Origin of the sequence: Devosia sp., from assembly GCF_024707125.1 — a bacterium.
Taxonomy (GTDB): domain Bacteria; phylum Pseudomonadota; class Alphaproteobacteria; order Rhizobiales; family Devosiaceae; genus Devosia.
Genome location: NZ_JANQAH010000007.1, coordinates 548,368 through 560,498 on the forward strand (window position 1 = coordinate 548,368; position 12,131 = coordinate 560,498).

The 12,131-nt window shown below is 61.9% G+C and carries 13 protein-coding genes; 3 read left to right on the plus strand and 10 right to left on the minus strand.

Annotated features, from left to right (window positions below; translation table 11 throughout):
* The first annotated feature begins 74 nt into the window (after positions 1-74).
* Positions 75-974, plus strand: a complete 900-nt coding sequence (locus NVV77_RS07900) for a DMT family transporter (protein WP_295411910.1) — start codon at positions 75-77, stop codon at positions 972-974.
* Here NVV77_RS07900 and ntrC read toward each other — a convergent pair.
* From ntrC to dusB, 3 genes are read right to left on the minus strand one after another with little or no spacing between them, the layout of a single operon-like run.
* The gene (gene ntrC / locus NVV77_RS07905; protein ID WP_295411912.1) at positions 971-2,416 is read right to left on the minus strand and encodes a nitrogen regulation protein NR(I); all 1,446 of its coding nucleotides are present in this window, start codon (positions 2,414-2,416) and stop codon (positions 971-973) included. The genes NVV77_RS07900 and ntrC overlap by 4 nt on opposite strands.
* Entirely contained in the window at positions 2,413-3,543 is a 1,131-nt protein-coding gene (locus tag NVV77_RS07910; RefSeq protein ID WP_295411914.1) for an ATP-binding protein, read from the minus strand. The genes ntrC and NVV77_RS07910 overlap by 4 nt, the downstream gene beginning before the upstream one ends.
* Positions 3,540-4,541 carry a tRNA dihydrouridine synthase DusB gene (dusB, locus tag NVV77_RS07915; RefSeq protein WP_295411916.1) on the minus strand — a complete coding sequence of 334 codons (1,002 nt, stop codon included), beginning with the start codon at positions 4,539-4,541 and terminating at the stop codon, positions 3,540-3,542. Before dusB ends, NVV77_RS07910 begins: the two co-directional genes overlap by 4 nt.
* A gap of 173 nt (positions 4,542-4,714) precedes the next feature.
* On the opposite strand from dusB, the gene NVV77_RS07920 reads away from it, so the two are divergent.
* Together NVV77_RS07920 and NVV77_RS07925 are read left to right on the plus strand one after the other, a co-directional pair.
* On the plus strand, positions 4,715-5,911 hold the full coding sequence (locus tag NVV77_RS07920; RefSeq protein WP_295411917.1) for a bifunctional 2-C-methyl-D-erythritol 4-phosphate cytidylyltransferase/2-C-methyl-D-erythritol 2,4-cyclodiphosphate synthase: 1,197 nt from the start codon (positions 4,715-4,717) through the stop codon (positions 5,909-5,911).
* Complete coding sequence (locus NVV77_RS07925) at positions 5,912-6,412, plus strand: CinA family protein (protein WP_295411918.1); 501 nt, start codon at positions 5,912-5,914, stop codon at positions 6,410-6,412.
* Here the strand turns inward: NVV77_RS07925 and NVV77_RS07930 are convergent.
* The 7 genes from NVV77_RS07930 to NVV77_RS07960 form a co-directional block, all read right to left on the minus strand.
* Entirely contained in the window at positions 6,409-7,299 is an 891-nt protein-coding gene (locus NVV77_RS07930; RefSeq protein ID WP_295411920.1) for an alpha/beta hydrolase-fold protein, read from the minus strand. The genes NVV77_RS07925 and NVV77_RS07930 overlap by 4 nt on opposite strands.
* A 111-nt stretch (positions 7,300-7,410) precedes the next feature.
* Entirely contained in the window at positions 7,411-7,854 is a 444-nt protein-coding gene (locus tag NVV77_RS07935) for a type II toxin-antitoxin system RatA family toxin (protein ID WP_295411922.1), read from the minus strand.
* Positions 7,854-8,807 (minus strand): lipoyl synthase, encoded by a 954-nt coding sequence (gene lipA / locus NVV77_RS07940; RefSeq protein WP_295411923.1) that lies wholly within the window; start codon positions 8,805-8,807, stop codon positions 7,854-7,856. Before lipA ends, NVV77_RS07935 begins: the two co-directional genes overlap by 1 nt.
* Before the next feature lie 88 nt (positions 8,808-8,895).
* Positions 8,896-9,267, minus strand: a complete 372-nt coding sequence (locus NVV77_RS07945; RefSeq protein ID WP_295411925.1) for a hypothetical protein — start codon at positions 9,265-9,267, stop codon at positions 8,896-8,898.
* Between the two features lie 68 nt (positions 9,268-9,335).
* A complete protein-coding gene (locus NVV77_RS07950; RefSeq protein ID WP_295411927.1) occupies positions 9,336-9,935 on the minus strand; it encodes a Gfo/Idh/MocA family oxidoreductase in 600 nt (199 codons plus the stop codon).
* Between the two features lie 90 nt (positions 9,936-10,025).
* Positions 10,026-11,465, minus strand: coding sequence for a dihydrolipoyl dehydrogenase (lpdA, locus tag NVV77_RS07955; protein WP_295411928.1), 1,440 nt, complete (start codon positions 11,463-11,465; stop codon positions 10,026-10,028).
* A gap of 23 nt (positions 11,466-11,488) precedes the next feature.
* Positions 11,489-12,127 (minus strand): SGNH/GDSL hydrolase family protein, encoded by a 639-nt coding sequence (locus NVV77_RS07960; RefSeq protein ID WP_295411930.1) that lies wholly within the window; start codon positions 12,125-12,127, stop codon positions 11,489-11,491.
* Positions 12,128-12,131 lie beyond the last annotated feature (4 nt).

Here is a 12,131-nt window from a genome sequence, read left to right on the forward strand (position 1 = left end):
GGGGCAAAAGTTCGTCACTGGACAATAGCACCGGGCAAGGGCAAAGAGGGCCGAAATCGCCCCGCGAGCCTCCCGTGACCACGCCTTCCCTGACCAATACCGACACTGCCAGCCTCAAGGGCATGGCTATGGGCATCCTCGCCTATACGCTGTTCGCCGTGCACGACGCCTTTATCAAGGGCATCATCCACGTGCTGCCGGCCGCCCAGATTCTGTTCGTGCGTGGCGTGATCATCGTCGTGCTGTGCATGGTCATCGGGCGCAGCTTCATGTTCGGACAACTCTGGGCATCGTCCAATCGCGGCATGATCCTTGGCCGGGGCCTGCTCACCCTTGCCGCCTGGGTCATGTACTATAGCGCCGGCCGCGACCTGCAGCTCGCCGAGATGACGACGCTCTACTATTTCGCCCCGGTGCTCACCACCATTCTCGCTGCCATCTTCCTCAAGGAACGCCTGACGCTGGCCCGTATCGGTGCCGCGTCGATCGGCTTTTTCGGCGTCATCGTGGCGGCTAATCCCGGCGGCTTTACCCTCAGCCTGCCGGTGATCATGGTCCTGCTCGCCGCCTTGAGCTGGGCCATAGCCATGATCCTCATGCGGACCATTTCCAAGTCCGACAGCGCGCTCGTGCAGGTCTTTGCGCAAAACCTCATCCATGCGGTCGTCATGGGGATCGTCAGTATCCCCTTCTGGCAAGGCATGGGGCCATATGAGTTGATGTTCATTCTCGCCGCTGGTCTCATCGGCGGCGTGGCCCAATTCATCCTGGTCGAATCCGCCAAGCTGGTCCCCGCCAGCGTCCTCGGGACCGTAGAATATGGTGCACTGATCTGGGCGTTCGTCTTTGGCTATCTCTTCTGGGGCGAAACGCCCCTGCCCTCGGTCTATGCCGGCGCCGCTCTTGTCATCGCGGCCGGATTGATGCTGGCCTGGACCGAGCACCGCACCCGCCGCGAACAGATGCGGCGCTAGTTGCGCCGGCTGTGCTTGACGATCTCGATCGAGTGCGTGCGGATCTTCTTGCGCAACGTATTGCGGTTTAGACCCAGAAGATCCGCAGCCTTGATCTGATTGCCGCCACAGGCGTTGAGTGCCATGGCGATAAGAGGAGCTTCCACCCGGTCGATCACACGCTGATAGAGCCCGGCCGGCGGCAAGTTCGGCTCATACTCGCGCAGCAGCTGCCCGACATGGCTTTCGACGGCCGTCGAAACATCCACGGGCCCCGTCGCGGCCGTGACCGTCGGACGATCAGCGATATTGAGTTCGTTCTGGACGATCTCGGCCGAAATGCTTTCATCGGCATAAAGCGCCGAGAGGCGGCGCACGAGATTTTCGAGCTCGCGAATATTCCCGGGCCAGGAATAGTTCTGCATCAGCCGGATCGCTTCAGACGACAGCGTCTTTGGCGCCTCACCCTCGCGCTCTGCCGCCCGCAGGAAGTGCTGCACAAGATCGGAAATATCATCGATACGCTCGCGCAGCGGCGGCAGGCGGATCGGCACGACGTTGAGGCGGTAATAGAGATCCTCGCGGAACAGGCCCTGCCGGATCATCTGGCTGAGATCGCGGTGCGTCGCAGCAACGATGCGGACATTGGTCTTGATGGCATTGCGGCCACCGACCATGGTGTATTCGCCTTCCTGCAGCACGCGCAGCAGGCGCGTCTGGGCATCCATCGGCATATCGCCGATTTCATCGAGGAACAGCGTGCCACCTTCGGCCTGCTCGAAGCGGCCTGAAGAGCGGGTATTGGCCCCGGTGAACGCGCCCTTCTCGTGGCCAAAAAGCTCGGCTTCGATGAGATCGCGTGGGATCGCCGCCATGTTGATGGCGACGAATGGCCCATTGCGGCGCTTGCCGAAGTCATGGAGCGCCCGCGCCACCAGTTCCTTGCCCGTACCGCTTTCGCCGGTGATCATCACCGTAAGGTCGGTCTGCATCAGCCGCGCGAGGGCACGATAGATATCCTGCATCGCCGCCGAACGGCCGACGAGCGGCATGGTATCGCCAGCTTCCTCGACCTTGCGTTCGGCATTGACCGGCTTCTTGGCATCGGCCAGCGCCCGCGACACGACCGAAAGCACCTCAGTGATGTCAAAAGGCTTGGGTAGATATTCGTAAGCGCCGACTTCCGAGGCCCGGATCGCCGTCATGAACGTGTTCTGCGCCGACATCACGATCATCGGCAGATCGGGACGCAGCTTCTTGATTTTCGGCATCACCTCGAAAGCATTGCCATCGGGCATGGCGACGTCGGTGATGAGGACATCACCCTCGCCGCGGCTCACCCAGTTCCACATAGTCGAAATGTTGCCGGTCGGGCGCACTTCATAGCCGGCGCGGGTCAGCGCCTGGTTGAGCACCATGCGGATGGCGGCATCGTCGTCAGCGAGCAAAACGACATGGCTCATTTCGTCGATACCTCATACGAACTTTGTTGGAAGGCGCCGCTGGCGACCGGTAGCAGAATGCGGAAGCGCGTCCGGCCCGGACGGCTGTCGCAGTCGATCACCCCGCCATGGTCGCCCACGATTTTTGCCACGAGCGCCAGGCCCAGGCCCGAGCCATTGGTCTTGGTGGTCACGAAGGGATCAAAGAGGAAAGGCAGCGTATCGGGCGACACGCCCGGCCCATTGTCCTCGATGACAATTTCGAGCGGCAACGAAATGCGCTCGGCCACGCCGGCCACGCTAATGCGGATGCCGGGCCGGAAAGCCGTCGACAGACGAATTTCCGGTTTCTGAGTTCTTTCAAGCGCTTCCGCCGCGTTCTTAACGAGGTTGAGGAAGACCTGAATGAGCTGATCGCGATTGCCGAAAACGGGCGGCAGCGACGGGTCGTATTCTTCGAAGAAGGTGATACCCCTCGCCACGCCATTGCGCGCCAGCAGTTTTACGCGATCGAGCACGACGTGAATATTGATCGGCTCGCGCTCCATCGGACGCTCGTCGCCAAACACTTCCACGCGGTCGATCAGGCCCACGATGCGGTCGGTCTCCTCACGGATCAATCGCGCCAGCGGGACTTCGTCGCTCGAAACCGTCTGCTCAAGCAGCTGCGCCGCACCGCGAATGCCAGAGAGCGGGTTCTTGATCTCATGTGCCAGCATGGCGGCGAGGCCGGTCACTGACCGCGCGGCGCCACGCGACACCATCTGCCGGTCGATCTTGTCCGCCATGGTGCGTTCCTGGATCAGCAGGGCTACACGCCCATCCACATCCGAAAGTGGGCTCGCAAAAACGTCGGCGATGCGCTCGTCCCCAAAACGGGACGAGCCGATACGCACGCGATACTCCGTCATCGGCGCGCGGCGTTGCACCACCGTCTCGACCAGCGAAATGATCGGCGAGCCGAAGGCAATGAGGTCGTCGAGAGTCTGGCGCGTGAGCACACTCAGCGACGCGCCGAAAAAGGCCTCCGCCGCGTAGTTCACGAACTGGATCTTGCGTTGTTCATCGAGAACGATGATCGGCTGCGGCAGCGCCTGCAAGACCGAGCGGGAAGGCAGTGTATCGGGGGCCGATATGGCAGCACTCATGCAGCCACTCTCCATTCAGGCGAAAAGACCCGGCCGATAAGGTCGATGACCTCGGCGGGTTGATCATTGTTCAAAAGGGCCGTGCGGGTCGGCTTGTCGAGTTCGAGATTGGCCGCTTCGGCATACCAGTCGAGATGCTTGCGGGCCGCCCGCGACCCCACTTCGGTGCCGTATTCAACCAGCATCTCTTCGTAGTGAGATTGGATCAGCGTGATGAGCTCTGTGCCCTTCGGGGCCTCCTGCGGCGTTTCGCCGGCCAGGGTCGCACCGATCTGCCCAACGCGCCACGGACGCCCCTGCGCTCCACGCCCGAGCATCACTGCGGCTGCACCAGACTGCTCCAGAGCAGTTTGGGCGCTCTCGGCGTCCAGAATGTCACCATTGACCACGACAGGCACTGGCACAGCCTCCACAACCGCGCGCACCAGTTCCCAGCGGGCGGTGCCCTTGTAGAACTGCTGCCGCGTCCGCCCATGCACGGTAATCATCTGCGCACCGGCATCCACGGCCATCCGAGCGACCTGCGGCGCATTGAGGCTGTCATCGTCCCAGCCGAGCCGCATTTTCACGGTGACCGGCAAGCTGGTGGCACCAACAACCGCCTCGACAATCGCAAGCGCCTGGTCCGGCACCCGCATGAGCGCCGAACCGGCATAGCCATTGGTCACGCGCTTGGCCGGGCAGCCGAAATTGATATCGACGATGTCCGCCCCTGCGCCTTCGGCAATGCGCGCGCCTTCGGCCATCCAGCCGGCCTCGCAGCCGGCCAATTGCACCATATGCGGCAGGTCGCCGGCGCGGCGAAGTTTCCGGACCATATCGACATGGCCAGTACCAAGCGCGGCGCTGGCGATCATTTCGGACACGACCATGCCCGCGCCATGACGCTCCGCGATCTCGCGGAAGGGCCGGTCGGTGATTCCAGCCATGGGGGCAAGGAAGGCGCGGTTTCGGACAGCATGCCCGCCAATGCTCAATGTAAAGGCATTACCCGACAATGACTGCCCCTGAAATGGTCAATTTAAGCAAGGTGCCCGCACAATAATCATTTTGAGGCGGTGCGCAACTGTTAGCGCCCCCTCACTGGGTGGGAACCAGCGCTGCTCTTGCCGCATGCCAAGGTGGAGGCTAGACCAATCAGACAAATGACGGTCCGAGTTCCCCTGCCTATATGTCTACACGTCCAAAATTCATAGCCGCCATCATTGTTGCCGCCGGAAAAGGCGAGCGTGCGCAAACAGGGGATTTTGCCGAACCCAAGCAATACCGCCGCGTCGGCGGGCGCCCAGTTTTGGCGCGCACCGTCGACGCGTTCCTCGCGCACCCGGCCATTTCCGTGGTTGTGCCGGTTATTCATGCGGACCACGCGGAACGCTATGCCGCCCTCGGACTCGAGAATGAGCGGCTGCGTGAGCCCGTTGCCGGAGGCCCAAGCCGGCAGGCATCGGTCCTCGAAGGGCTCAAGGCTATCGCTGCGTCGCGACCTGACCTTGTGCTGATCCAGGACGCCGCGCGGCCTTTTGTCTCCGTCGAACAGATCGAGGCGGTCATATCGGCCCTCGCCTCCCACGACGGCGCCCTGCCCACCCTGCCCCTCACGGACACGGTCAAGCGCGCACCGGACGGGCAATTGGTCCTGACCACCGAAGACCGCCGCACGCTCTTTGCGGCCCAGACCCCCCAAGGCTTCCGCTTTGGCCAGATTTTCTCCGCCCACATGCGGGCCGAGAGCGTCCGCAGGGAATTCACTGACGACGCCGAAATCGCCGAATGGGCAGGCCTGCGCGTCGCCATGACCGCGGGCGACCGCAACAATTTCAAGATCACGCATCCGGAAGACTTTCGTCGGGCAGAGCGGCATATTTCAGGAGACAAGGCCATGGAAACCCGCGTCGGCACCGGCTTTGACGTTCACCCCTTCGAGCCGGGCGATGCCGTATGGCTCGGTGGCGTGCGCATCGAGCACACGGCCAAACTAGTCGGCCATTCGGACGCCGACGTGGCTCTCCATGCCCTCACGGACGCGATCCTGGGCTCAATCGGCGAAGGCGACATCGGCGTCCATTTCCCGCCCACGGACATGCAATGGCGCGGTGCTGCATCCACCGTCTTCCTCAAACATGCCGGCGACCTCGTCGCAAAGCGCGGCGGGCGCATTGTCAATCTCGATGTGACCATCGTTTGCGAAGCACCGAGGATTGCCAAACACGTTCCGGCGATGTGCACTGTGATTTCCCAGACTCTGGGGATCAAGCCAGATCGCGTGGCGATCAAGGCGACAACGAGTGAGAGGCTCGGCTTTACCGGGCGGGAGGAAGGTATCGTGGCCATGGCAAGTGCAAGCGTCGAAGTACCGAGGGATGAGTAAATGGCCAAATCCCCTCAGCCCAGCATAGGCAAACGCATCATCGACCTGCTGCGTGACAGCAACAAGACAATCGTCACCGCCGAAAGTTGCACGGGCGGCCTTATCGCCGCCGCCCTCACCGATATCCCCGGCGCCTCGGCAGCGCTCTATGGCGGCTTTATCACCTATTCCAACACAGCCAAGGCCCGCATGATCCAGGTGCCGCAGCGCCTGATCCACGACTATGGCGCCGTGAGCAACCAGGTCGCTCGCGCCATGGCCGACGGCGCTCGCAACACAGCCCGCGTCGACATCGCCGTTTCGGCCACCGGCATTGCTGGCCCCGATGGTGGCAGCGAGAAGAAGCCGATAGGCCTCGTCTATGTCGCGGTCTCGACTGATCTCGCCACCGTCGTCATCGAACATCGTTTTGGCGACATCGGTCGCGACGAGGTGCGCAAGGCAACAGTTGCCGCGGCTCTGGAGCTGGTGATGCAGGTGCTGACGAGCGATCAGGACTAACGGCCGGCCCCACAGGTGCTGTCGAGATGCGGCGCGAGCCATTCCAGCGCCGGCAAGATGGCTTGTTGCCAGCTGTCCCAATAGTGGCGCCCCGGCCCGATCCGGAGGCTGCTCTCTGCCTTCGTGGTCACCAGCAGGTTGTGGAAACCCGCATTGGCTTCGATGAGATCGGGAAAATCGTTGTCCCCGATGGCGAGGTAGAAGGCCGGCTTTTCAGCCATCGACCGCAGGCTGTTCGCCTTCGTGAACACATTGGCCGCATTGAACCTGGCCGTGTCGAATGGGGTTCCGAAGACATTTCCATAGAGATCAGGAATCCAGCGCCTTGGATCGTTGGGTTGCATCGGGCGGTGCAGAGCCCCCGAAAAGCTCATCGCCGCCACATAGGTCTGCGGATGGTTGATCGCCTGTAAGATTGCGCCCGCGCCGCCCATCGACACACCACCGATCGCCCTACCTTCGCGACAAGCCGCCGTCGGCAGGCTCGCATCGATGGCCGCAACAAGGTCCACGGCAAAGGCCGTGTCGATCAGGCCCAGACCACCGGGATCGGGATTGTCGACATACCAGCTGTCGCCGGCCCCCGGCGCCACCACGACCACCGGCGGGATACGACCATCCGCGATGGCACGGTCCAGAATGGGCGCAAGATTCCCCCAGGTGAACCAATCGCCATCCGCGCCGGTCAGGCCGTGCAGCAGATAGACCACCGGCCAACGCTCGCCTTCGGCCGGAAACGGAAAGGGCTTGTAGACCGCATAGGGTATCGTTCGTCCCAGCGTCGGGCTCGGCGCTTCCAGATCGTATTCGACAATGCCGGCAGCGCTCGCGGGCACAACAAAGCCCCACAGCGCCGTCAAGACGGCGCCCATTCCGACCAATCGCATATCTTCCCCCCGAAATTGCGAAAAGGTTTTCTCAATTTCCACACGATGCCGCGGGCTCTCGCGGCGCGCAAGTGCCTGCAACTGGGAAAGATTGGGAAAATGCGCCCGGCGTCAGCCGCCGAAGCGCCGATCGGCCTCGTCGGCAAAGGCCTGCATGATCTCGTCCTGCTTGGCCGCGAAGGCGGGTTCAGCAACCGCCGCAATCAGCGGATTGGAGATCTTGAAGTCGATCTCGAAGCGTACGCGGGTGCCCTGCCCTTCAGGTTCAAAGCTCCAGACGCTATCGAGATAGGCGAAGGGCCCATCCACGGCTTTGGCCGTTATGGTCAGCGCCTCCGGATCAACCGTCACTCGGCTCGTATAGGCCTGGGTGATCGGCCCAAAACTCAGCGTCATCTTGGCCAGGCGCACATCCCGCCCCCGAGCCGCTGGATCGGGACGCACATCCATCGCCCTGCAGTTGGCGATGAACTGTGGGTAGCGCTCAAGGTCAGACACGATGTCGAACATCGGCCGGGGCAGATGCGGCACATGCCGCTCGAAGAACCGCTTCATCAGTGACCCAGTTTTGCCAGACGTGCAGCCTTGAGCTCGGCGAAATCTTCGCCGGCATGGTGCGACGAGCGCGTCAGCGGGCTGGAAGAGACCAGCAGGAAACCCTTGGCATTGGCGACAGTGGCGTAGGACTTGAATTCTTCCGGCGTCACGAAGCGCTGCAACGGATAGTGCTTCTTGGTCGGCTGCAGGTACTGGCCGATGGTCAGGAAGTCGACTTCGGCCGAACGCAGATCGTCCATGAGCTGCAGAACTTCGTTCCGCTCTTCGCCGAGGCCGACCATGATGCCGGACTTGGTAAAGATCGATGGATCGATCTCCTTGACCCGCTGCAACAGGCGGATCGAGTGGAAGTAGCGTGCGCCCGGACGCACCTTGAGGTACTTCGACGGCACAGTTTCGAGATTGTGGTTGAAGACGTCTGGCTTGGCCGCCACGACAATCTCCAGCGCGCCTTCCTTACGCAGGAAGTCCGGCGTCAGGATTTCAATCGTCGTCTTGGGCGTGTGGGCGCGAATGGCCAGGATGACGTCGGCAAAGTGCTGGGCGCCGCCGTCGGCCAGGTCATCGCGGTCCACCGAGGTGATCACAACATGCTCAAGGCCGAGCTTTGCCACAGCCTTGGCGACATTTTCCGGCTCATGCAGATCGAGCGCGGTCGGCATGCCGGTGCGCACATTGCAGAAGGCGCAGGCGCGGGTGCAGATCTCGCCCATGATCATCATGGTCGCGTGCTTCTTGCTCCAGCACTCGCCGATATTGGGGCATCCGGCTTCCTCGCACACCGTGACGAGATTGTTCTCGCGCACGATCTGCTGGGTTTCCTTGTAGACGGGCGAACCTGGCGCCTTGACGCGGATCCAGTCGGGCTTGCGCAGCACGATGCTGTCGGGCCGATTGGCCTTTTCCGGGTGGCGCGGTTTTGCAACCGAATTGTCGATGAGCGTGACCATGATAGTCCTGTCTGGGGCTTGCCCCTATATCGCTCCCAAGAGCAGCCGGTTCAACCCGGCCTTAGTGATAAGCAGGCTTGCGTGAACGCTAGCCTAAAACTTCAGAAATCTCGGTCCAGTCTCCCCCACGCGAGGCGGAGAGAATGCTGGTCTGCACCAGCGCCAGCGAGCCAAGATTGTCCTCGCCTGAGCTGAAGCCAACGGGCACCTTGCCGGTAGCGATGACCCCGGCAATGGTATTGAGCGTCCCGCGTCGATCGGGGAATTCCACAGCGTCCAGCTTCACCGGCGCCGGCTTCTCGTCGAGCTTTTGAAGCGTAACGACATCCGGACCGGTCTTCTCTCGGAAATGATCGCGCGAAGTCCAGTGGATCTGGCCTTCGGCCGCATCCATCACCCATTCGCCAGCCCAAGGCGTCACCGGACCCGAATTCATCCAGCTGGCGCGATAGGAAACCATCGTGCCCTTGGAGAATTCAATCAGCGCCGCGCCGCTCGGATGGAAATGGAACGGACTTCCCGGCGGATTCAGGTGCGGCAGGAAAGCCGAACCGGCTCGTCATTGAGCACGTAGCGCATCAGGTCGAAGTGGTGGATCGACATGTCAGCCAAGAGCGGATCGGGCATGTCCCAATAGCGATAGCCCTGGCTCGGGCCGTGGCGGCGGAAGTCGATGGACACCATGTTCATGGCACCAAACTTACCTTCCGCGATCAGCTTGGCCGCCGCAATCGGTGCCGGCTGGTGGCGATAGTTCTGGCTGACCATCAGCACCTTACCCTTCGCCTTGGCGAGGGCGACCAGTTCCTTGCCCTGGGCAATGGTCGTGGTGAAGGGCTTTTCAACGATCACATGGTAGCCGAGTTCCAGGCAGCGCTTGACCACCGGATAGTGCGCCTCGGTGCGCAGCGTACAGATCGCCAGCACGGCGTCCGTGTGCTTGGCGGCCTCATCGAGGCTCGAAAAGCAGAGTTTTGGGTCGATCCCAAGTTCAGTCTGCACCCGCGCCGTCGCGTCGAGGCTGGTATCCACATAGCCCACCATCTCAACAGTGGGAACTTTGGGGATAACTTCCTTCGTCCAGCTAAAACCCCAGTGTCCGAGGCCGATCTGAATTGCCTTGACCATGTGGATAACTCCTCTGGTTTGGGTATCGCCCCGCAGTCGGTGTCACCCGGGCAGGCGCCCGAATGACGTCGCGTGAATGGAGCCGCCGGCTCAGATGTTCAGCGCGCGCCCGTAAGCGTCGAGCACGCTTTCCTTCATCGTTTCGCTCAGCGTGGGATGCGGGAAGATGGTGTGGATGAGTTCTTCTTCGGTGGTTTCAAGGTTCATCGCCACGACGAAACCCTGGATGAGTTCAGTCACCTCAGCACCAATCATGTGAGCGCCGAGGAGTTCCCCAGTCTTCGCATCGAAAATGGTCTTAACGAGGCCATCGGGTTCACCCAGCGCGATGGCCTTGCCATTGCCCACGAAGGGGAAACGGCCGACCTTGATCTCGCGACCAGCTTCCTTGGCCTTGGCTTCCGTCAGGCCCACGCTCGCCACCTGCGGCTCGCAATAGGTGCAGCCCGGAACCTTGAGCTTTTCGAGGCCATGGACCTTGAGGCCCGCGATCTTTTCGACCGTGATGACGGCTTCATGCTCGGCCTTGTGCGCCAGCATCGGCGGGCCGGCGACGTCGCCGATGGCCCAGATGCCGTCGACATTGGTCTTGCCGTAGCCATCGATAACGATGGCGCCGCGCTCGGTCTTCACGCCGACCGTTTCGAGGCCCAGACCTTCGATATTGCACTGCACGCCAACGGCCGAGATCAGCTTGTCGCCAGCGATCTGCTGGGTCTTGCCGTCCTTGGTCTCGACATGAGCCACAATGCCATCCTTGGTCTTTTCAACCTTGGCGACCTTGGCCTCCGTCAGAATCTTGATGCCACGCTTTTCCAAACGCTTGCGGGCCAGAGCCGAAATCTCGGCATCTTCCACCGGCAGGATCTGCGGCAGCAGTTCGATAACGGTCACTTCGGCGCCCAGCGAGCGGTAGAACGAGGCGAATTCGATGCCGATGGCACCCGAACCCATGACCACCAGCGACTTCGGCATGGTGGCAGGCTTCAGCGCTTCGAAATAGGTCCAGATCTTGTCGCCATCGGGCTCGATGCCCGGCAGCACGCGCGGACGCGCGCCGGTGGCGATGATGATGTTCTTGGCCTTGTAGGTGCCATCGCCGAGTGCGTTCTTCGGCACAGGACCCTGCGGCTGCACGATCGGCTTCTTCGAAGCGGCAACCTTGATCTCACCTGGTTTGGTGATCGTGGCTTCGCCCCAGATGATGTCGATCTTGTTCTTCTTCATCAGGAACTGCACGCCGTTGTTCATCTGCGCTGCAATGGCGCGCGAACGCTTGACGATGCCGTCGATGTCGAAGCCGAACTTTTCAGCGGTCAGGCCATAGTCCTTGGCATGGCCCATATGGCCGTAGATTTCGGCCGAGCGCAGCAGCGCCTTGGTCGGGATACAACCCCAGTTGGAGCAGATGCCAGCCATGTGCTCGCGCTCGACGATGGCCACCTTCATGCCAAGCTGCGCGCCACGAATGGCAGCAACATAACCGCCGGGACCGGCGCCGATGACGAGAAGATCGTATTGGTCAGCCATAAGGGCCTCCAGAAATAGTCGGGTCAGAGACCCAGAATTTGTTTGACGAGCGGGGTAAGGCTCTCGCCGATTGCACGAGTATTGGCAGCATCGAGATGCACGCCGTCGCGTGGATCGGCCTGAGCCACCGTCGCGGCGTCGAAGAAGTGAGCGCCGATTTCAGCGGCGGCACGCTCGTAGTAGAAACCGAAAAGTTTGTCGTCCTCGGTGCGCGGCGACACTAGTGCCGGAGGCCCGTTCAACGGCGAGGGCACCAAATGCGGTGGCGCCACAAGCAGGACCTGCGGCACGCCGCCATGGCTATAGGGATAGGTGCGCACAATCTGGGCCAGCCGCTTCATCCCGGCGGCGGCTGCAAAAGCCGAGCCGGTCATGAAGGTCTTGATGTCATTGGACCCGAGCATGATGATGACAAGGTCCAACGGGTGATGCGTGTCGAGCAGGGTCGGCAGCACCCTTACACCATTGCGGTCTGCGGCAGCCGTATGATCGTCGAAGGCCGTGGTCCTGCCGTTGAGCCCCTCGGCGATCACGCGTGCGGCGCCACCCAGCCGGGCTTCCAGAACACTCGGCCAGCGATCCTCATAGGCGTGACGAACGCCATTCCCTTCGGGTGAATACCCGAAGGTCAGGCTATCGCCAAAGGCGAGGATGGTCTTCATGCGC